The organism is Bacillus sp. FJAT-27916 (assembly GCF_001183965.1).
Classification (GTDB): domain Bacteria; phylum Bacillota; class Bacilli; order Bacillales; family Pradoshiaceae; genus Pradoshia.
This window is the reverse complement of record NZ_LFZV01000001.1, coordinates 2,136,433-2,156,752: the sequence shown is the minus strand read 5'-3', so window position 1 is coordinate 2,156,752 and position 20,320 is coordinate 2,136,433. Positions and strand designations below refer to the sequence as shown.

Annotated in this window: 21 protein-coding genes; 17 read left to right on the top strand and 4 right to left on the bottom strand. The window is 41.5% G+C overall.

The window, feature by feature from the left end:
* The first annotated feature begins 44 nt into the window (after positions 1 to 44).
* The 3 genes from AC622_RS10365 to AC622_RS21535 all read left to right on the top strand — a co-directional run bounded on the left by AC622_RS10365 (position 45) and on the right by AC622_RS21535 (position 1,234).
* The gene (locus AC622_RS10365) at positions 45 to 341 is read left to right on the top strand and encodes a hypothetical protein (RefSeq protein WP_049671007.1); all 297 of its coding nucleotides are present in this window, start codon (positions 45 to 47) and stop codon (positions 339 to 341) included.
* 453 nt (positions 342 to 794) lie between these two features.
* Positions 795 to 1,112, top strand: a complete 318-nt coding sequence (locus tag AC622_RS10360; protein ID WP_049671006.1) for a hypothetical protein — start codon at positions 795 to 797, stop codon at positions 1,110 to 1,112.
* On the top strand, positions 1,109 to 1,234 hold the full coding sequence (locus AC622_RS21535; RefSeq protein ID WP_269431783.1) for a hypothetical protein: 126 nt from the start codon (positions 1,109 to 1,111) through the stop codon (positions 1,232 to 1,234). Before AC622_RS10360 ends, AC622_RS21535 begins: the two co-directional genes overlap by 4 nt.
* 102 nt (positions 1,235 to 1,336) lie before the next feature.
* Here the strand turns inward: AC622_RS21535 and AC622_RS10355 are convergent, their stop codons facing one another.
* On the bottom strand, positions 1,337 to 1,585 hold the full coding sequence (locus AC622_RS10355; RefSeq protein ID WP_049671005.1) for a hypothetical protein: 249 nt from the start codon (positions 1,583 to 1,585) through the stop codon (positions 1,337 to 1,339).
* A gap of 791 nt (positions 1,586 to 2,376) precedes the next feature.
* Between AC622_RS10355 and AC622_RS10350 the strand changes: the two genes are divergently transcribed.
* Both AC622_RS10350 and rsgA read left to right on the top strand, forming a co-directional pair.
* Entirely contained in the window at positions 2,377 to 2,604 is a 228-nt protein-coding gene (locus tag AC622_RS10350; protein WP_049671004.1) for a hypothetical protein, read from the top strand.
* A 298-nt stretch (positions 2,605 to 2,902) separates the two neighbouring features.
* Entirely contained in the window at positions 2,903 to 3,949 is a 1,047-nt protein-coding gene (gene rsgA / locus AC622_RS10345) for a ribosome small subunit-dependent GTPase A (protein WP_197089982.1), read from the top strand.
* A 336-nt stretch (positions 3,950 to 4,285) separates the two neighbouring features.
* On the opposite strand, the gene AC622_RS10340 is transcribed toward rsgA, so the two are convergent.
* Both AC622_RS10340 and AC622_RS10335 read right to left on the bottom strand, forming a co-directional pair.
* Entirely contained in the window at positions 4,286 to 4,540 is a 255-nt protein-coding gene (locus AC622_RS10340) for a hypothetical protein (RefSeq protein WP_049671002.1), read from the bottom strand.
* A 72-nt stretch (positions 4,541 to 4,612) separates the two neighbouring features.
* Entirely contained in the window at positions 4,613 to 4,948 is a 336-nt protein-coding gene (locus AC622_RS10335) for a hypothetical protein (protein ID WP_049671001.1), read from the bottom strand.
* Positions 4,949 to 5,235: 287 nt separating this feature from the next.
* Between AC622_RS10335 and AC622_RS10330 the strand changes: the two genes are divergently transcribed.
* From AC622_RS10330 to AC622_RS10320, 3 genes are all read left to right on the top strand, one after another.
* Positions 5,236 to 6,987 (top strand): ABC transporter ATP-binding protein, encoded by a 1,752-nt coding sequence (locus AC622_RS10330; RefSeq protein WP_049671000.1) that lies wholly within the window; start codon positions 5,236 to 5,238, stop codon positions 6,985 to 6,987.
* A 118-nt stretch (positions 6,988 to 7,105) separates the two neighbouring features.
* The gene (locus AC622_RS10325; RefSeq protein WP_231589599.1) at positions 7,106 to 7,780 is read left to right on the top strand and encodes a DUF421 domain-containing protein; all 675 of its coding nucleotides are present in this window, start codon (positions 7,106 to 7,108) and stop codon (positions 7,778 to 7,780) included.
* A 155-nt stretch (positions 7,781 to 7,935) separates the two neighbouring features.
* Entirely contained in the window at positions 7,936 to 9,729 is a 1,794-nt protein-coding gene (locus AC622_RS10320; protein WP_049670998.1) for an ABC transporter ATP-binding protein, read from the top strand.
* A 127-nt stretch (positions 9,730 to 9,856) separates the two neighbouring features.
* On the opposite strand, the gene AC622_RS10315 is transcribed toward AC622_RS10320, so the two are convergent.
* Positions 9,857 to 10,042 (bottom strand): aspartyl-phosphate phosphatase Spo0E family protein, encoded by a 186-nt coding sequence (locus tag AC622_RS10315; protein WP_331456706.1) that lies wholly within the window; start codon positions 10,040 to 10,042, stop codon positions 9,857 to 9,859.
* A gap of 328 nt (positions 10,043 to 10,370) precedes the next feature.
* Between AC622_RS10315 and AC622_RS10310 the strand changes: the two genes are divergently transcribed.
* The 9 genes from AC622_RS10310 to AC622_RS10270 all read left to right on the top strand — a co-directional run bounded on the left by AC622_RS10310 (position 10,371) and on the right by AC622_RS10270 (position 20,194).
* Positions 10,371 to 11,078: a cytochrome c biogenesis CcdA family protein gene (locus tag AC622_RS10310; protein WP_049670997.1), complete on the top strand. Its 708-nt coding sequence runs from the start codon at positions 10,371 to 10,373 to the stop codon at positions 11,076 to 11,078.
* Positions 11,079 to 11,251: 173 nt separating this feature from the next.
* Complete coding sequence (locus tag AC622_RS10305; RefSeq protein ID WP_049670996.1) at positions 11,252 to 11,740, top strand: CcdC family protein; 489 nt, start codon at positions 11,252 to 11,254, stop codon at positions 11,738 to 11,740.
* 110 nt (positions 11,741 to 11,850) lie between these two features.
* A complete protein-coding gene (locus tag AC622_RS10300; RefSeq protein ID WP_049670995.1) occupies positions 11,851 to 13,098 on the top strand; it encodes a polysaccharide deacetylase family protein in 1,248 nt (415 codons plus the stop codon).
* A 229-nt stretch (positions 13,099 to 13,327) separates the two neighbouring features.
* Complete coding sequence (locus AC622_RS10295; protein ID WP_049670994.1) at positions 13,328 to 14,053, top strand: CBS domain-containing protein; 726 nt, start codon at positions 13,328 to 13,330, stop codon at positions 14,051 to 14,053.
* 323 nt (positions 14,054 to 14,376) lie between these two features.
* Positions 14,377 to 15,858, top strand: coding sequence for a sensor histidine kinase (locus tag AC622_RS10290; protein WP_049670993.1), 1,482 nt, complete (start codon positions 14,377 to 14,379; stop codon positions 15,856 to 15,858).
* A 30-nt stretch (positions 15,859 to 15,888) separates the two neighbouring features.
* Entirely contained in the window at positions 15,889 to 16,614 is a 726-nt protein-coding gene (locus AC622_RS10285; RefSeq protein ID WP_049670992.1) for a response regulator transcription factor, read from the top strand.
* Between the two features lie 389 nt (positions 16,615 to 17,003).
* The gene (locus AC622_RS10280) at positions 17,004 to 17,936 is read left to right on the top strand and encodes an AAA family ATPase (protein ID WP_049670991.1); all 933 of its coding nucleotides are present in this window, start codon (positions 17,004 to 17,006) and stop codon (positions 17,934 to 17,936) included.
* Positions 17,926 to 19,098 carry a DUF58 domain-containing protein gene (locus AC622_RS10275; protein WP_049670990.1) on the top strand — a complete coding sequence of 391 codons (1,173 nt, stop codon included), beginning with the start codon at positions 17,926 to 17,928 and terminating at the stop codon, positions 19,096 to 19,098. The genes AC622_RS10280 and AC622_RS10275 overlap by 11 nt, the downstream gene beginning before the upstream one ends.
* Before the next feature lie 256 nt (positions 19,099 to 19,354).
* A complete protein-coding gene (locus AC622_RS10270; protein WP_231589509.1) occupies positions 19,355 to 20,194 on the top strand; it encodes a hypothetical protein in 840 nt (279 codons plus the stop codon).
* Positions 20,195 to 20,320: the final 126 nt, after the last annotated feature.

Genomic DNA, 20,320 nt, shown 5'->3' with positions numbered 1-20,320 from the left:
GAGATTTGACTGGATACATAAGCACGATGGATGGTGGTGAGAGAATGCTGAAAGGACTTACAGCTCTTAGTTTAGCTGCCCTGCTTTTGGCAGGCTGTAACGATCCCCAATCAGAAGGTCGGGAATATCCTGAGTATGAATTTGTGGAGGAGTATATACAGTACGGCGACTATAAAGCAAAGGAACAGGAGGATGGGGATGACACACGTGTACTCCTATGGACAGATGAAGATGGGGAACCAGGGTATAAAACGATATTGGTGAAAGAGACAAACCGGCTGAAAATTATCGATGTGAAGACAGAAGAAGTATTATTTAATAACGTAGTGAAGATGCCATAAAAAAGAAAGCACCCGTTCCGCGAGGTGCTTTCTTCATATGAATTGATTAATTTTGTACAGCATCTAATTTTCCAGCGCATAAAAGTCTGGCGCAATTAGGACAATAGACAGATTTATAGATAAATCCAGTAGATTTAATCCATACAGTCTTCTCGCAGTCAGCACAATGAAGCTTGACTAAAAATCTGTTATTCATTTTACCTTCTCCCCTTTAAAATCGTACCTTTTCTCTTTTTAACAAATGTTTATGTCGAGTAAATGTCAGGTTATTTTTGGTAGACTACAATTAGAACAGAGCAGACAGGGGAAGGTCATCCTGTGTTTGATCCCCTGCTTGATGTCGTTCATCTATACCCACATTAACAAGGATTGGAAACGCATTTTAAGATTATAGAAATAAAAAATAACTTTTATTGGAAGGTACGTTTAATCCATGAGAAAGGAGTGACGACTTTGGATGTTTCGGATGCATCACAGGAGCAAGCGAGGAGAGAATTGAATGAAGAGGCAGCCTATTCCCTATCCTTAAATAGAAAAGAAACAGATCCAGAGGGATATGGGCGAATGGCGGAAAAAATGATGCAGGTAAGTGAGCGGGATGCCGATGGAATAGCTGCTCTCGTTCACGTCTTTCTACAGAAAGATCCGACCTTAACGAATGGAGAAGTGGCGGCAAAAGTGTTGAAGGAGCTGGCCAATTCTCATCCGAATCGTTTCATCAAAAAACTTGCGAAACGAATGGTGCCAAGGAAGCGGGGGATAGAGAGATGAAAGGGAATGACTATTATGAATGGATAAGGTCAATCGTTTTAAAGGTGACAGCAGACCCGTATGTTCAGGAAAAGTTTTGGGCGTTTTTGATGGCAACGGTTGAGAAGGAACGGAATAAATAAGGGGATGCTTCAGTCAAAGCATATGGCGAGAAAGTGGTACCAAAAAGCCGCCTTCAGAATGAAAGCGGCTGACTGTGTAAGAAATGATTGATATGTATGGTCTTAGCGATTAGGAGTCTTCCTAGTCTTTTTTTTATCAATCAAGTCCGATAAAAGATAGGCTAAGGTTGCGATTGATAAAGCCGGCAGCAAGGAAAGGCTAGATCGCAGTTCAAAGAATACCGTTTCTTCACTTGGATGATGGCTCATAAAATCAGGAATATAAAGTGCCGTTAAAACGATCCCTGAAACGAATTCATAGGCTAGATAGAACAGAACAAAGCAAATAATAAATAGTAGATATTTTTTCAACAATTTCCACCCCTTTTATGTTCATACGGAATAAAAAGGATTCGGTTTCACATTGTCTTGATCTACGGTGAACAAGGTACACACAAGAGAAAGGTTCTTCATGTCAGAACCATTCATTCGTTATTCTAGGGAATCTCAATCGTGGTATGTAAAAAGAAATCGCAAGACGACTAATGAATGATGAAGGATTTTAGAATGAAAATCTAGACCAATGCGTGTTGATTTTTATCACAAATCTCTTCTAATTGGATGACATTCATCATTGCTTTAGGGATTGCTGGGGTTACGGTATGGTTTTACCAAAAAATGCTCAAGCAAGCCTGCAAGAAATAGGAGAGTAGATTGCTATTCAATTGAAAAGGATAGCACTCTTCATACTATTCGTCTATAATACATTTGTGAATGAACACACAAATTTTAAAGGGAACAATATACTAGATCACAATCCTATCTTTGGCTGATGATTAGAATAGGCATTGTTTCATTTTTAAATGTACGAGGAAAACAAGATAGGTGACTAGTATGAGCAGAAGTGTAAGACAATAAATTGGAATTCTTTCGGCTATTGTTATTTACTATAGTATCCATGAGGGAGCGCACCTCCTGGCGGCATTGTATTATGGTGTCTTTAAGCAAATCAATTTCATGGGGCTTGGTATTCAGGTAGATGTCTATCATACTCAGATGACCGATTTCCAAATGGGCTTTTCTGTCTGGCGGGTGCGGCAGCCACCTTCGTTTGCGGCTGGCTGCTGATTTTATTCAGCAAACGAATTTGTGCAGTAAAATCAATGGTTTTTCGGACCATTGCATGGTACACATCACTCGTCATGCTGCTGCTTGATCCGCTTTATTTAAGTGTACTATTTAAATTTTTTGGCGGGGGCGATATGAATGGTATCGCGCTCTTTTGGCAGGAATGGATAGTGATGGTTCTCTTTGCGGGAATCGGTCTTATTCATGTGGTGGTCATCTACCGGTACTTGCTGCCTAAGTATTCAAAGTCCTTTGCTGAATAGAGGATGATTGGATTGCTTTTAGCCATAGGGGAAAAGAGCTGAAGAAGTTACAGGCAGGCTTTGAAAGACTGCGTCGTGACTTGGCATAAATCAAATGATGAGTAGACGCCTTTGACGCAGAGCCGATTCATGCTGTGAGAAATCACCGCTTGTCTGGCTCTGTTTTTTGTAAGGAAAGTGAGAAGAAGGATGAAACAGAAGGGAGATGTCTTTTATTTAGATAAAAAAGGCAAAGAATGTGAACATTGAATAGGGATCGGAACTACTCGTGTTGAGGTGAATCAAATTGAATAAATGTATGGATATGAAATCTTATGGCCTTTCTGACCGCTTCTTAACCTTAGCCGCAGAACATGACCATCTAACAGTCGGACGCATCACAACCCAAGAAAAGGGCTTATATCGCCTTGTTGCCGAATATGGAGAAAAACTGGCAGAGGTGTCAGGTAAATTTATATATAACGCTGAGAGCGTATCAGATTATCCAGCTGTTGGTGATTTCGTGATGGTCGATTGGAATGAAAACGGAGGAAATGCAGTCATCCATCATGTGCTGCCGCGAAAGAGCTGTTTTATTCGAAAAGCTGCCGGTGATGCTAGACAGGAGCAGGTTATAGCAGCGAACATCGATACGATTTTTTTGTGTATGGCATTGAACAATGATTTCAATCTCCGAAGGTTAGAACGCTACCTGTCTATTGCATGGGATAGCGGGGCAACACCTGTTGTTGTACTGACAAAGGGCGATCTGTGTGATGATGTGAATGGACGCAAACTCGCAATAGAATCTGTTGCCATAGGTGCAGATATTCTTATTACGTCAAGTGTGGAGCAGGATGGCTACAAACAACTATTGCCCTATATTAGGGATGGCCAAACAGTCGCCCTGATTGGCTCGTCTGGCGTTGGCAAGTCTACACTTATTAACCAGCTGCTCGGTGAAGAGCGGCTAGATACAAAAGGACTTCGAAACGATGATAAAGGCCGTCACACCACGACGCATAGAGAAATGCTATTACTGCCGCAGGGAGGGCTTGTGATTGACACTCCAGGTATGCGTGAGCTGGGAATGTGGGACAGTGCTTCCGGAGTTGACCATACCTTTGAAGAGATTGAGGAATTGGCGTCAGGCTGCCGTTTCCATGACTGCACCCATTCTGGTGAACCTGGCTGTGCCATTCAAAATGCGCTGATGAATGGTACGCTGGAAATAGACCGGTGGCGATCCTATCAAAAATTGAAAGCAGAAAGCGCTTATGCCGAAGATAGCAAAAGCTATCTTGCTGCTAAAGAGCGTAAATTCAAGGAAATCGCAAAATATCTTAAAACCAATCGAAAGAGATAAAGAGGCGGTGTATATAGGTACGCAACGGATCGTAGATGTGATTTCTGTTCGTGAGATGGAAAGCGAGGAGTAGGTATGGCTTGGCTGATGAAAAAAGGAAACGCATGTGCCGTTGAAGATTGTAAAGCGATGGAGTGAATTTTTATCACGATTATCTTGCGAAGGAAATAATCAAATAAAAACGAAATGGAGAGCCGATGGTCTAGTGGGGAATGAACAGATCGTCGGCTCTTTCTTTTGTAAGCCGTTAATGTATGGAAAAAGGGTTGGGCAAAAGGTTGTAACGGCTAACTCATTGTACTGCTGAGAGACAAACTGATACAGATATATACGAGATCATCTGTCCTCGCGTAAGATTTTCTCCATTCGGTCCAGTCGTTGTTTAATCTCCTGGATATCGGTTTGTTCCATTTTCAGTTTTTGTTCAGCGATTTTGCCGTTAGCTAGATACCGTTGAATGATTTTAATAATCAACACAATAGTAATAATGATGGCAGCTAAAATTGCCAAAAGAATAAATGGCAAAACAGCCGTAAAGACCTCTACAAAAAGGGATGTCTCCCCCTTTGTCTCGATTGTTTCTATTTCCATTATACCGTCACTCCTTAAAATGGTTCTATTGAGTTCTGTCATACAAACAAGGGGAGCTTGTTCAATGTCAAGCTAATTCATATATTGGAGGACGATTTGATAGATTGCTAAGCATAGTCCTAGAATGGATGCTTTCATTTTCGCTGGGTGGTATCTATCACTGCGAAACAAATAAAAGAAGATGATAAGAAAACCTAACGGAATCCACAGTTGAAAAAATCCTGCTTGAGTGTCCAGCGTTAAAATGGGCGTTATGTAGCTGCCAATCAGAAAGTAAAAGAAGATGGTAAATCGGCGTGTCTTTAATTGCTTGCTCCACTTAACTAAAAGGAAAATAAGAAAAATGGCGAAAAGGGTGACAGGCAGGGATGGGAGCATAATAGATAAAGAGCCAAAATTGAATTCCAATATGAATGGACCTCCTTTATATGAGTTTATCATGGTTGGATGAATATGATGAATATTTTTAAGACAAATTCTCCGCAAAAATCTTCATAAACAAATCCAATCCCTGGCGGCAAATAAAAGGCCTATTATGAATCCCTCTTTAATGAAGAGACGACTTTTGCATTCTTGGTCAGGGAAGACAATTCACTGGCATAGATAAATTCTGAAGGTTTAAAATAATCTTTATATAGAACATTCTTTTTGCTACACTTATGAGGCTGAAGATAGAGAGAAAAGAGGGGGCGTTTATGGAGATTTTTCGGAAGCTTGGCTGGTTTTTTAAGCAAGAAAAGAAATCATACATAATCGGAATTATTTTGCTTTTAATCGTCGCATTGTTGCAGCTTGTGCCTCCGCTGGTCATCGGGGTTGTGGTAGATCTCATTAATGATGGGACTGTAACAGCGCCGCGCTTAGTCCAATGGATTGGCTTCTTAATTATCGCCGCTCTTATCGCGTATGTGTTCCGCTATTTGTGGCGTATCAAAATCTATGGGTCAGCCGTGAAATTATCAAGACAGCTTAGGAGCAGGCTGTATGAGCATTTCACGAATATGCCGACCTCCTTCTATCAACGAAAGAGAATTGGGGATTTGATGGCCCATGCGACGAATGATTTGAGTGCTGTGCAGCAAACCGCAGGCAATGGAGTGCTTTCCTTCGTCGATTCCTTGACAACGGGGGGATTTGTCATCATTGCGATGTCCTTCATTGATTGGCGCCTGACTATTCTGAGCTTACTCCCGATGCCTTTTATTGCGCTGTCAACGAGTTATTATGGAAAGCTGATTCACAAGCGTTTCAAACGTGCTCAGGCAGCCTTTTCTGACCTGAATGATAAGACACAGGAAAGTGTGACAGGCATAAAGGTTATCAAGACATTCGGCCAAGAAGAGGAGGACATCGAGTCCTTTCGTCAAGCCTCTCATGATGTGGTCAATAAGAATATTGCCGTGGCAAGGATCGATGCCCTTTATGATCCGACAATCGGGCTGATGGCGGGAATTTCCTATTTCATCACCATTGGGGTCGGAGCGACATTTGTTCTGGATGGAAGCCTGACGATTGGTCAGCTCGTATCCTTTACGACCTATTTGGGACTCCTGATTTGGCCAATGCTTGCTTTTGGCTGGCTGTTTAATATTGTTCAGCGGGGAAATGCCTCGTATGACCGGATCATGGAGCTCCTTCAGGAGAAGCCGGAGATTATCGATGAAAGCCAGGCTATCCAGAAACAGGCCTCTGGTGATATCGAGTATGATTTGAAGTCATTCTCCTATCCGAATGAGGATGAACCTGCCTTGCGTGATATTCATTTGACGATTCATAAAGGGGAGACATTAGGGATCGTCGGCAGAACTGGTTCAGGCAAAACGACCTTGCTGAAGCTGTTGATCCGTGAATTTATCCATTTAGAGGGAGATATCCGTATTGGAGGTCATTCAATCGCAGATTATGCGCTCGCTAGTCTCCGGGCGGCAATCGGCTATGTTCCCCAGGACCATTTCTTGTTCTCGGCCACTGTTGGGGAGAACATCGCCTTCGCGACACCGAATGCCAGTCAAAGGGAGATTGAGCGGGCGGCTTATTTGGCGAATATACACGAGGATATTTTAGGCTTCACGAATGGCTATGGAACGATTGTGGGAGAAAGAGGAGTCTCCTTATCAGGCGGGCAGAAGCAAAGACTTAGTATTGCCCGTGCTTTGATCATGGACCCGGAGATTCTCATCCTGGATGACTCCCTTTCAGCGGTGGATGCGAAAACGGAGGAAATCATCCTTCAAAACTTGAAGCAGGAGCGTTCATCAAAGACAACCATTATTACCGCTCATCGGCTCAGTGCCGTCCAGCATGCGGAGCAGATTATTGTGATGGATGAGGGAACGATTATCCAGCACGGAACGCATGAAGAACTGATGAAAGAGGAAGGCTGGTATCGGGATTTGTTTAATCAGCAGCAATTAGAGGAGCTTGTTGAGCAGGGGAAAATGGACTAAGCGTGTACGATAAATCAATCTTGTTGGATATCTGACAAAGGGTATAAATCCTCCCACCTAATATCATAATGGAGCTATAGAATCTATTTATAGCTCGGGGGAATTCTTTTTGGATGAGGTGAGTTTTGGGTTAATTGCCCTGAAGATTATTGTTGGATTCATTAGCTTATTTTTTGTCCTGACCATTACAGGAAGAATTGGGGTATCCCAATTAACACCTATCCATTTTGTCTTTGTCTTACTATTGGATGATTTTTTAGGGCACATCATTTATGAAAAAAGCGAAAACATCATGGAGTACTTATTCGCTGTGGGCCTTTGGACACTTTTTATGCTGCTGATCCAGGTAGTCTCAATGAAATTTCCGAAGTTCAGGACCTTTCTGCAAGGGAAACCGATTTTTATTATTCAGAAAGGCCAATTAGATCGGGACGCAATCAGGAAAGCAAAATTAGATGTGAATCAAGTACGAAGTTTATTAAGGCAGCAAGGGATATTTTCCATGCGTGAGGTTGAGTTTGGTATCGTGGAGCCAGATGGGAAGCTAAGTGTCGGGTTAAAAGCACCCTATAAAAACCCAACAATAAAGGACTTGAATGTAACAGGGAAAAATATCACTTTGCCCGCTATCCTCGTTATGGATGGAATCATTATGCGTCCTGCATTGGCTGAGCATGGTCTCGATGAAAAATGGCTTAAACAGGAGTTGGAGCAAAGCGGCTATGGTGATGTGAAAAGGGTGTTTTATGCGGAATGGACAAAGGATGGCGGTTTATACGTAGCGCCTAAATAAGGAATCGGGGCTGTTTGAATGACAGAACGCCCCATTCCTACTATTTGACCAGGAAGCTTTTATGACATCTTCCTGTTCAACAGTTTTCAAGATTAATAGGGCATTCAACTAGGCGGCCATGAAAAAGAGATGAATGTAAAAAAGGGGGGAGCAGGATGGAGGCTAGCAAGGCATTAACTGGCAAGGAGCAGAAGAAGGTCTTATACCGACTGCTATCCTATGCCAAGCCGCATAAAAAAGAAATATCGATTGCATTCTTGCTATTGTTTTTGGCGACTGCTGCAGACATCACAGGCCCTGTGCTGGTGAAGATTTTCATTGATGATTATTTGACAGCAGGAGAGATTGCGGTGAGCCCTGTCATATGGCTTGCCGGAATGTATCTTTTCTTAATTGTGGCGAAAGTCATAATTCAGTATTTCCAATTATTCAGCTTTCACAAAATTGCGCTTGCCATCATTCAGCAGATTCGTGTTGATGTGTTCTCGAAAGTGCATCAGCTCGGGATGCGCTATTTCGACCGGACACCGGCTGGAGCAATTGTTTCCCGTATCACGAATGATACCGAAGCCATTAAAGAGATGTTTGTCGGAGTGATTTCCTCCTTTATCTCGAGTGGATTCTTCATTATCGGGACGATTATCGCGATGTTTATTCTAGATGTAACGCTCGCCCTGTTTTGTTTGCTCATTCTGCCGATATTATATGGGTTAATGAGACTGTACAGGAAGCTTAGCAGCCGTTTCTACCAAGACCTGCGGGAGCGGCTGAGCCAGCTGAATGCGAACCTAAATGAATCCTTGCAGGGGATGTCGATTATTCAAGTCTTCCGTCAGGAGAAACGGCTGCGGGCAGAGTTTGAGGACATTAATGAAAAGCATTATATGGCTGGGATGAGAAATATCAAGATTGACGGCTTATTATTGCGGCCGGCGATTGATCTGGTATACACCTTTGCCCTTATTCTTATCTTATCGTATTTTGGAGTCTCCTCCATGAACTCACCGATCGAGATTGGGGTCCTGTATGCCTTCGTCAATTACATCGACCGATTCTTTGAGCCGGTCAATGATGTCATGCAAAGACTCTCTATTTATCAACAGGCCATTGTCTCCGGTTCACGGGTCTTTGCCGTCATGGATGAGGAGGAAACTGCCCCCCATCCTGAGCTGGAGCGGAATGCATCCATCAAAGAAGGAAGAATCGAATTCAGGGATGTCAGCTTCTCCTATGATGGAAAACAAGACGTGCTCAAACATATTTCCTTTGAGGCAAAAGCAGGAGAGACGGTCGCACTGGTCGGTCATACAGGGAGCGGGAAAAGTTCCATTATCAATCTCCTCATGCGATTTTATGAGTTTGATAGGGGCGATATCCTGATTGATGGGACGTCCATTAAGCAATACCCGATGAGGGAGCTGCGTGAAAAGATGGGGCTCGTTCTGCAGGATGCCTTTCTCTTCTACGGGACCGTAAACGATAATGTGCGCCTGCACAGCTCGAGAATCAGTGACGAGGAGATTGTGAAGGCTGCTAAGTTTGTTCAGGCTGATACCTTCATTGAAAAGCTGCCGAATACCTATGAGGATCCGGTCGTTGAACGCGGATCTACCTTCTCAAGCGGACAGCGGCAGCTGATTGGCTTTGCGCGAACGATTGTGAGAAACCCCAAAATTCTGGTGCTGGACGAGGCGACAGCCAATATTGATACGGAAACTGAAGAAGCCATCCAAGCGGGCTTAGCCAAAATGAGAGAGGGCAGGACGACAATTGCCATTGCCCACCGGCTTTCAACGATTCAGGATGCGGCGCTTATTCTTGTTCTGCATAAAGGGGAGATTGTTGAGCGGGGGACCCATCAAGAGCTGCTCGCTCAAAAAGGGCTTTATTACAAAATGTACCTTCTCCAAAATGGATTAGGAGAGGAAATTGCCCATGAGGTAAGCTGAGTAAGAAAAAGATCACAAATCTACTGTTCAGTTCATTGCAGAGGGATGTGATCTTTTTTGTTTATTCCGCTTTTGATTTAAAGGGTTAGACGATGATTCTAAAGGGAGGCTTCTGGAGTAAAATTACTTAGTTATAAGCAACCTTCTTTTGTACGTAGAATGGAAGAGGAGAATATTCGTTTAAAAGGTTATCAAGCTCTTGGCTATATTTAATCGTGTTTTTGGACGTTAAGCCGTACTTCAAGGCAATGTTGATGAGCTCAGCCCGTTTCAACTCAATTTGATTTTCTAATAGTTCTCTGTCCATCTTCATTGGTCCCTTCCTAAGATATGATTAGAAAATTATAACATAATTTTACAGTTTGGGTATATCTAAATAACAAATCTTTTCATTTAATTGTAAACTTTCCCGTGTTTGTCGTTTAAGGCGGGAAGCTTTTTGAAGAATGGAGGGCAGGGTGATTCCTTGTATTTCACGAGTAGGGTGCATGTTTAAGAAAAAAACTGTATGACCTAGAAGGACAGAAATAACCTGAGGCATATGAAAGAAGAGGACAACTTGAATCCATCTAGTTACCATATGATGGTTTATCTGGTAAAATGGGTACGTGTTCAGCTCAGTTTTAGGGGGGTTATCATTTTTGGAAGATATTAATCTATTTCTTGCCTTCGGAGCAGGCTTTCTAAGCTTCATTTCTCCATGCTGTCTCCCGCTATATCCGGCTTTTCTTTCTTACATAACGGGGATGTCAGTATCTGAAATGAAGAAGGACAATGCGATGCTTCAGAAAAGGAGCATATTCCACACATTATTCTTTCTCGTTGGTTTTTCGAGTATTTTCATTGCTCTGGGCTTTGGCTCCTCTTTCTTCGGCAGCCTGTTTACAACCTATCAGGATACAATCCGGCAGCTAGGAGCTATTGTGATTGTGTTCTTTGGACTGGTTATTATCGGTGTGTTTCGGCCATCGTTCATGATGAAGGAACGCCGACTAGAATTTCAGAATAGACCTGGGGGCTATATCGGCTCGATGTTAATCGGAGTAGCCTTTTCTGCTGGCTGGACGCCGTGTACCGGTCCAATCCTCATGGTTGTTCTCGGAATGGCTGCGACAAATCCAAACTCAGCGATGCTTTATATGATTGCCTATATCCTCGGCTTTGCCATCCCATTCTTTTTGATGTCCTTCTTTATTGGGAAAATGGGATGGATCAAGCGGAACTCCGCAAAGGTAATGAAGGCGGGAGGAGTCATTATGATCCTGATGGGGATTGTCCTATTCTTTGATTGGATGACGATGCTTACCTCCTATTTTGTGGCTTTGTTTGGGGGCTGGACAGGATTTTAGCGGGATGAACAGATGAAGCTTTCATTCTGAGGAAAGATGATTTATGATAGAGAAATAACAGGAAGAAAATGGGGTTGTTAACCAATTAAAAATCCTGAATATTGCCGGCTGTTTTAGGACTATGTTTGAATAGGTGGTCCTGTAGATTGAAATCACCATTAAAGGAATGATCCATTATGATACTAGCTGTATCGACCATTGCTGCTATTGTCATGGCGCTTGCTGTGTTCACCATACGGATGAAAGCATCTAAGAAGCCAGCAACCTTAAAGAAGATAATTCTGCCGCCGTTTTTTATGAGTACCGGCGCCCTTATGTATGTATTTGAGCCATTTCGTTTGTCAGGAACGGAAATAGTGGAAGCGGTTTTGCTTGGGATGTTTTTCTCGATTTTCCTCATTATGACCTCCCGTTTTGAGATTAAGGAGGAGCAGATCTATATCAAACGCTCAAAGGCATTCGTGTTTGTGCTGCTTGGGTTAATTATTGTTAGGACCTTGCTTAAATTTATTCTTAGCTCGTCCGTTGATGTGGGGGAAATAGGGGGCATGTTCTTCTTGATTGCCTTCTCCATGATTGTTCCTTGGCGTGTGGCGATGTATGTCCAATATAAGAAATTGGAGCGGAATCTTATGAAGCCTAAGGAGACTGTGGCGATGTAATGAAAATGGACCGGAGTGCAAACTCCGGTCTTTTTTGATGAATAAACCAATATGGCAGGTTATCCCCGCATACACTGTTTGTAAAAGGAAGCAGCGAAGGGGTGAGAGAAATGAAAGGGAAATGGATTGTGGCCTGCCTGGCAGTTGTGCTATGCCTGCTTCCGATTGTGATATCTGAGCCCATTAGCGAACAAGAGGCTAATTTAAAGGAAATGGAAAGTATAAAGGAGAGATATGAAAATCATGTTCTTGATATGGCTGAAAAAGGGATGCTTGAGGGCCAGCCATTTCATCTTAGCGGCCTTAGCATAGAGGATGTGATCAATGAATGGGGAGAGCCGAGTGAGAGCTTGTTTGAAGATGGCTCGTTCTATGCATCCTATCCAAGGCGGCATATCGTGATTGGTTATAACCGGGCAGGTGTGTTTGAACTGCGCTCCGAGCACCCTGAACTGCAACAGCTTACTGGCGCCCTTATCTTATCCGAGTTAGGGCCACCAGCAGAAATTCGGCAAACAAAGCGGCATAGACAATATATTTACCGAGCAGGTGAATATGAATGGACCATTCTCATCGACCAGGAGGATGACCATATCCTCCATCAGGCTGTTTATAACACTATACAAAAGGATAGGGGAGAATACCTCCTTGAAATTAAGGGTGATTCATCTTCACTAATGGAATCTGCTCGTATCCAAATGGATAAATGGCGCAAAGAAATACGGCCCTTTATCGAAAAGCATCCTTTCTCTATTTCAGCCAATGGAGAAAATCTTAAGCAGGTCGCTTTAACCTTTGATGATGGCCCTGATGAGCGTGTAACAGAAGAAATCATTGATATACTCCGTGAATATGACGTACCAGGCAACTTCTTTTTCCTCGGCAGCCAAGCTGCCCTTTATCCTCGAATTGTCCAAAAAGCCTATATTGACGGGCATTTGATTGCCAGCCATTCTGATGAACATCTCGACCTTACCACATTGACCGAGGAACAAATGCAAGCACAAATCGACCGCTCCTCCCGTCAAATTGAGTCGATCATTGGTAAGTACCCCAACTTCTTTCGTCCACCCTATGGAGAAATCAACGCTAAATTATTAAATATCCTTTCAAACGAAGGTAAGCATACAGTCCTTTGGTCCATTGATACGCTGGATTGGTCTGTCCATACAGCTGCTGAAGTGACGGAAAATGTGAAGCGTTATGTGAGAAACGGTGACATTATCTTAATGCACAGCAATGCTGAACAGGCCAAAACAGCACAAGCGCTTCGAGAGATATTGGATTACTTGATTAATAGGGACTTTGAAATCGTGAAGCTTGATGAAATGCTGAATAGAGAGGCTTATGAGAATTGAGTAAAAAAATACATCTCCAGAAGGGGAGATGTATAGGTGCTACAAGGGCACCAAGTTGCTAAGGTTTGAAAAATCAAAATGGCGGAATAATCATTATAACCATTTATAATATTATTCTACCTTTTTCGACTAATTTTTACAAGTATCTTTTTCACATTTTGAGAAAAAATGGGTTGTCAGACAGAAATAATAGGGTAAAGAAAGGGAAAAACATAGGAGCTGCAGACCCATGGGGAAAACAAAGACAGAATTAACATTATCAGAGCGATTTGAAACAGCCTTTAATCGAATTCATAAAGTATTGAAACAGACCGTGAAACAGGCGGATTCAGATAAATTCACAGAACTGGTGTATAAAGGTCATAATCATGTACTTATTCGCCACTATAAAGAAGATTTATGCCAATATGCCAAATTACGAAATGCCATTGTGCATGAAAAGATTGATGTGGATTATTATATTGCTGAGCCTCATCTGGATGTGGTGGAAGAAATTGAACGGATTGCGGATGAATTTGAGGAGCCGAGGACGGGTTTATCTATTTCAACCAAGGAAGTCTATTATTTCTATGAGGACGATCATTTGAAGGACGTTCTATCGTGTATGAAGAAAACCGGTCATACACGGTTTCCTATCTATAATAAAGAGGACAAGTATCGCTGGCTATTGACGACGAAGGAAATAATCAGCTGGCTGACGAATCAATTTGATAATCCGAAGATGGATCTTGAGAAGGTGAAGGTGAAGGAGCTTTATCAGAAAGACGAGAAACGGGTAGTATTTATTTCGCAGAATACAACCGTGTTTGAAATTGAAGATATTTATGATGAGGACGAGGGAAATACAGATAAGATTGAGGCCATTATCATTACAGCGACAGGGCAAAAGACAGAAAAGCCAAACGGCATCATTACTTCATGGGATTTGCTGGAGGTTGCGCTGGCTGAGGAATAACCCTTTGCTTCGTTCATAAATGGTAAGGCAGGAATCATGATTCCTGCCTTTTTTGGTTTGAATTGATAGGAGAATAGATGAAATTCCATGGCAAGTACCTGCAGCGATCTACACTCTTATCCAATTCATTGAATAATCAGCTAATGATTACCTGTGAAATGGAAATAATCTACCAAATCTTTTTTGTCCAGCTAGTGTTGACAATCCAGCTTCTGTTCCTAAAATAGTAAGGTAGGCAAAATCATCGCTCCCTTTTTACATATTATCAGTAAACAACACAACAATAAGAAAAATCAGCTCAAGTTTAATCTAAGGGAGGATGCATGGATAAAATCAAGCAAACGAATCGTACATTTAGGCATTCACCAACACTGAGAATTATGTTAACTGCTCTCCTATTGGCATTTCTCATTTCCATTCCATTTATGGGAGTTGTTATGTGGGGGAAAATCGCTGCTGATACAGCCTCTGAACGAATTCAGACAGAGAAAATTGTTGACGACATAAAATATATTCTCATAAATACAGCGAATCCCTCTCAAGAAGATGAAATTACGAAAGTATTTGCCCATTACGCTGTGTTTGCCGGTGATAATTATGAAATACGCAATCAAAACAGAGAGCCTTATCTCGTTCAGTACAGTAATATACCTTCCTATATTAAGTCACCATGGATCGAAAAAGCTGCTAACCTAGTTGCGCATTTTCAATCTGATCACTATCTCAAGGACTGGGCATCACCTGCTAGGGTTTATGAAAAATCTGAAAACGGTCATTATATTTACGAAACAAAGCATCGAGTAATTCATCATAATCATTCGGATGAAATTATTATTAGAAGGGATTTGACAGAGCTTTATGCGAAAACCGTAAGGAACGGTTTGCAGCATGGGGCAATGACATTAATTCTCTTGTATGTGGTGATTTTTTTATTATATATATTTTTCTCAAGGAAAAATATCGCTCTCATTAAAAAAGTCGTTGATGAACAGCAAACGATCATAGCACAGGGCGATTGGAAAACCAACATAGGGAAACGACATAATAAAGAACTTGGTGAAATTAGTGACATCATCATTAAATTACATAAGGAAGCTAATGAAGCATATAGAATCAATAAGAATATTCTTCAAGAGATCTCTCATGAAACCGCTTCGCGATTAACAGAGATTAAACAGTCGATTGACTTAATAAGGTACTATGGGACTGAAGATAAGGAGAGAGTAATAACCTTACTTGAAAAAGCAGACAAAGCTGTAGCAAGCATTAGCGACACACAAGCAGCGTTTACTGATTTGGCAAGGGTGGATAATTTGAAAACATTAGCTCCTGCCGATAGTTATCCAGTCAAAGAACTAATCAATTACGCCATAAAGCAAGCACAAAATGAGCATCCGGATTACGAGTTTGTTCAGGATGAGCCAGGCTCAGACAAATGTCTATACATTCGCCGGGAGCATTTCTTTATTATTATGCGAATCCTGCTGAATAATGCCGTTAAGTATTCCGAGAATTCACACCTGGTTGTGGTAAGCATTCTGGATGGCGTCTATAAAGATCAGGTAGCCATAAAGGTCACGAATTGGGGGATTCATATACCTGATGATGAAAAAACACGGATATTTGAAAGATACTACAGAGGACGTAACACACGAAACATATCGGGTACTGGTCTTGGTCTTCATATAATCAGCAAAACAATGAAGCTATACAATGGAGAAGTATTTGTTGAAAGTGAGTACACAGGAGAAACAAGTTTCTTTGTAGTCTTTCCGAAAGAAATAGTGTTGGAAAATAACCAATAAGCCATATCATACTGGAAAGGAGAGCCATTTATGACGTACTCCATTTTATTTTTAGATGATGAAAAGGATATAGGAGAGCCGCTCTCTGAGATTTTGCAAAGGGAAGGGTACAATGTGGATTATTTTCAAACAGGAGAGGATGCCGTGAAAGCCGGCATGACAAAGCAGTATGACCTCTTGCTGCTTGACATTATGCTAAAGAACTTCAATGTACCCGCGGTCAATCAAGTTACGAGTGGAATTGAAGTGGCGAGAATCATTAATCAATTTAATCCAACTCCCTATATCTTTTTAACCGGCCGGGGTGACACATTCGATGTGGTTGCCGGTTTAGAAACTGGAGCTGCCCATTACATTACGAAGCCCTATGATTTGTCCGTATTATTGGCCACATTACGAGCGTTTTTCCGAGAGTATGAGCGTGTACTTTCTATGAAAAAGATGCACGAAATAGCTGAGATTGTTGCTGGAGACATTCGAATTGATCTGATTAATCGTGTGACGTTCTTAAAAGGAGAGAGAGTATTTCTTCCAGATAAGCCATTTGCTATTCTCGCATACTTAGCGAGAAATCAAGATCGTCCTATTAAAAAAGAGGAATTATTGCAAGAAATCTGGGGTTACTCACCCTCGGACGGTATCCCAACAAATACGGTGGAAGTCAATATCAGCCGATTGCGAAGCTCAATTGGCGAACAATATATTCGAACAGCCCGAGGTGAGGGCTATTATCTGCAGACTAAAACAAGCAGGTAGAATCCGGAGTTTTGTTGATTTCTATAGTTTTGTCTATTTAATCAGTGACAGTCTGATTTTTTCCCTCCATAGCAGACAATTACAAACTCAACATGGAATATATCCAATTTTCCTTAAATAGGAAAGTTCACTTCAAATAATCGCCACGATGGCGATTATTTTTTTGCCCAAAGCTGCTCTAATCGGTTAGCCAGTGTTGATTGCTTATGAAAACAAACTTCATAAGACATTTCATATGAACAGAAGACTCAAATGCTTCAAGCACTAGGCTAGCTCTCTTCCTAATCATTAACGAAAAGAGTAAAAAAGCCGAAAAAGATTGGAATTTTCTATTTTTTCCCTATATGATTAAAATAGCTTTTAATGAAGATACAGGGGTGTACATACTGATGTTGGAAAATGTAAAAAAATCAATAAGCACGGTGTTTGTAGGTAAAGAAGAGACCATTGACTTACTAATGGTAGCCTTATTAAGCAATGGACATGTCCTATTGGAGGATGTTCCAGGTACGGGGAAAACCTTACTGGCAAAAACGATCGCCAAAAGCATGGGAGGTACATTTTCGAGAATTCAATTTACCCCAGATGTATTGCCAAGTGATGTCATTGGTTTGGAGTATTTCAATCCGAAACATGGAGAGTTCGAAAAGAGAATGGGTCCCATTTATGCCAATATCGTATTGGCAGATGAAATTAATCGGGCCATGCCAAGAACACAATCAAGCCTTTTAGAGGCAATGGAGGAAAGGCAGGTAACGATTGAGAAGCAAACAGATCCATTGCCAACACCATTTTTAGTAATCGCTACTCAAAATCCGGTCGAATCGCATGGCACGTTTCCGTTGCCTGATGCCCAATTAGATCGTTTTCTCCTTAAAATGAATCTAGGCTACCCATCTCGACAGGATGAACGAAAGATCATGAAGCGCTTTCGGGCGGAGGATCCTTTACGTGGTGTTACCCCGGTCATCACGATGGAAGAGGTGCAGCAATTACAGGAAGAGACAAAGCAAGTGCATATTTCAGATTGTATAGAAGATTATGTCCTTGACTTAGTCGAATCAACTAGAAGCCATAAGTGGATTGAGATTGGTTTAAGTCCAAGGGCAACCCTTGCGATGCTCCGGGCTGCACAAGCAAAAGCCAAAATGGAAGGACGTACCTATTGCACACCAGAAGATATTCAATTTGTTTTTCCACCTATCAGTTCACACAGAATGATGCTTTCAATGGAAGGAGCCTTACATATGACAAAGAACGAAGTCATCCGGTCCATCTTAGACAATACGGATGTTCCTGTGGAGATGTCTTATGAAAGGTAGAGAAGGTGTGCCAGTTTACACTTTTCTATTTGATTCCTATTTTTTGAGGATAATCCTGCCGATCTCCATTCTCCTGTTAATTTATATATCCTTTATCCCGATGACGATGATAATCGTCGTCTATTTCTTATATACATCGTATATTCATTTTTATACGAAGAGAATAGCTAAGCAGGTTTATATCAATCGAGAGAAAGAGAACAGGAAGCTGTTTATCAATGAAACAGATGAATTAGCGATTGACATTCATAATGATGCTCCTGTTACGATTGCCCATGGGAAGCTGCATTTTGTCCTGGATAGAAATATCGAAGTCATGGAATCAGATTTTTTTCATAAAAGCTTAAATGATACTAGGTACACAGTCAATTTCGAACAGAAAAAGAAGACAATTAATCGAATGAGAATTCCTTTTAAAGCTAAAGCGAGAGGCGTTTATTCTATTGAGGAGCTGGACCTTATTATTCATGATTCATTTGGAACCTCCTCTGTACACTTCCCAACAATCAATCATGGTGATACGGAAATCATCGTGTATCCAGAGCGGCTGGAGGTCCAGAATCTCGCTATTCTCAATCTTGATCGAATTGGGGAAGAAGAGGTGCCGCATTCTTATCTGGCTGATGAGACATCTGTTATTGGGATTAAACCATATGAAAAGGAATCATTCCGCCAGATTCATTGGAAGGCAACGGCCAAGATGCAAAGTATGTATGCCAAACAATATCAGCCTATTACAAATAAACGATATACAATCATGTTATACATAACCGAACCGAATGGTCTTACGATTCATCAAAAGGGAGAAAAGCTGATTTCTCATACCGCCTTTTTGTGCAGCTATTTAATTTCGAAGAAGTTCTCCTATGAATTGTATGTGAACGATCTGACCAAGGAAGGTGTTTTTAAATTACCGCTTCATACAGGAATTGACCATTTACAAAAGACACTGGAGAAATTGGCTAGACTGCACGATGATTTGCGGTTCGTAAGAGAGGATTATTTCCTATCCATCGCCAAAGAAAGTATGGAACGTTCTAATGAGCTGATTTATGTGAATGGAGATCAACCGCCTAATATAAGAATGGGAACCAAGTATTTTTATATAGGGGGAGAAGGGGAGCTGAGGAGAGTTGGAGGCATGGAAAAGAAACCTAACTAGCACACTTGTATTAAGTTATCTCTTCTTATTGTTTTTTCCGTTGTCCCAATGGCCCTTGCTAGCTGCATTTATCATTGTAAATGGGGTCCTTGATTCCATTAATCAAAAAAGAAATCTGCACACCTTGGTGATACTAGGTGTCCTTCTTATTATCTCTGCGGGTTTATTTTATCCGAATATCGTGATGATACTGTGCATGTGTTTATGCTCATTCATCCTTCAGACCCTAAACATGGAACCTGGCAAGAAACTGATCATGGCAAGCGGATTATTGGGAATTCACCTATTGAAAAGTCCTTCTCTAGGGCTGTTGATTGTATTAATGATGCTCTTTCTTTCTCATTTGTTGATCACCATCATGATGACAAGCCGCAATCAGGTTCAGCTGTCTCAGCGTTTGAAGGTGATTGCGGCTTTAGGAATTGGGGGCACTCTGCTAGCAGGGATCATTCCCTATTTGACATATGGAATACGAAACCTGCTAAGTATAGCGGTATTTGGGTTAACGAGCCTATTATCTGAAGGTTTATATAAGGGATTCTCTCTTTTTGAGCCTGATGAGACGAATCCGAAGCAACAAGAACGGATGACGGCCATAACCTCTTCAAAAGGCCAAATGGAAACATTTGAATATAAAGAATATACGACACCCTCTTATTTTTATCCGATTTTACTATCGATCCTATTGGTTATTTTTATCGGAGCTGTTGTTTTTATCGTAAAGAGAAGAAGGGCCATTCAGGCAGAATTGAATCATCATCGATTGAGTGAGTTAACGAAGTCCTCTCGGGAATTGAGTAAAGGTCAAAGGGGGCGGAGAATGATCAAATCCAATCCCCCGTCAAATAGGCCGATTAGAATGCTCGTTTATCAATTTGAAAAGGGCATGAAGGGGACGCATGGAAGAAATCCTGAAGAAACCTTCCAGGAGTGGCTTAATCGCATACAACTCGATAGAAATGAGCAGAATAGCAGATTGAGTGAAATCTATGAAAAGGCTCGATATGGGGAAGAAGAGATACCGAAAGACGACGTGAGGTTTTTCAGTAATCGATTAAAGCAAATAAAGAAGCAATTAAAACATCCTAAAAGATAGGTAAATAAAGCAGATTTAGGGGAATAGCTAGTCGTGGATGATAGCAAGTACGCTAGTATCATCCTGTGAATCGGTTGGAATGATACGCAGGAATCAAGACGGCGATAAAAAAGAGGGCAGGGATGG

Excerpts from the sequence above, each read along its gene's own strand:
- AC622_RS10315 (WP_331456706.1), bottom strand. The coding sequence starts at position 10,042 with ATGAAGATGGACAGAGAACTATTAGAAAATCAAATTGAGTTGAAACGG.
- AC622_RS10330 (WP_049671000.1), top strand. The coding sequence starts at position 5,236 with ATGGAGATTTTTCGGAAGCTTGGCTGGTTTTTTAAGCAAGAAAAGAAA.
- AC622_RS10300 (WP_049670995.1), top strand. The coding sequence starts at position 11,851 with ATGAAAGGGAAATGGATTGTGGCCTGCCTGGCAGTTGTGCTATGCCTG.
- AC622_RS10340 (WP_049671002.1), bottom strand. The coding sequence starts at position 4,540 with ATGGAAATAGAAACAATCGAGACAAAGGGGGAGACATCCCTTTTTGTA.
- AC622_RS10320 (WP_049670998.1), top strand. The coding sequence starts at position 7,936 with ATGGAGGCTAGCAAGGCATTAACTGGCAAGGAGCAGAAGAAGGTCTTA.
- AC622_RS10350 (WP_049671004.1), top strand. The coding sequence starts at position 2,377 with ATGGTTTTTCGGACCATTGCATGGTACACATCACTCGTCATGCTGCTG.
- AC622_RS10270 (WP_231589509.1), top strand. The coding sequence starts at position 19,355 with ATGGCAAGCGGATTATTGGGAATTCACCTATTGAAAAGTCCTTCTCTA.
- AC622_RS10285 (WP_049670992.1), top strand. The coding sequence starts at position 15,889 with ATGACGTACTCCATTTTATTTTTAGATGATGAAAAGGATATAGGAGAG.
- AC622_RS10275 (WP_049670990.1), top strand. The coding sequence starts at position 17,926 with ATGAAAGGTAGAGAAGGTGTGCCAGTTTACACTTTTCTATTTGATTCC.
- rsgA (WP_197089982.1), top strand. The coding sequence starts at position 2,903 with ATGGATATGAAATCTTATGGCCTTTCTGACCGCTTCTTAACCTTAGCC.
- AC622_RS21535 (WP_269431783.1), top strand. The coding sequence starts at position 1,109 with ATGAAAGGGAATGACTATTATGAATGGATAAGGTCAATCGTTTTAAAG.
- AC622_RS10280 (WP_049670991.1), top strand. The coding sequence starts at position 17,004 with ATGTTGGAAAATGTAAAAAAATCAATAAGCACGGTGTTTGTAGGTAAA.
- AC622_RS10295 (WP_049670994.1), top strand. The coding sequence starts at position 13,328 with ATGGGGAAAACAAAGACAGAATTAACATTATCAGAGCGATTTGAAACA.
- AC622_RS10290 (WP_049670993.1), top strand. The coding sequence starts at position 14,377 with ATGGATAAAATCAAGCAAACGAATCGTACATTTAGGCATTCACCAACA.
- AC622_RS10365 (WP_049671007.1), top strand. The coding sequence starts at position 45 with ATGCTGAAAGGACTTACAGCTCTTAGTTTAGCTGCCCTGCTTTTGGCA.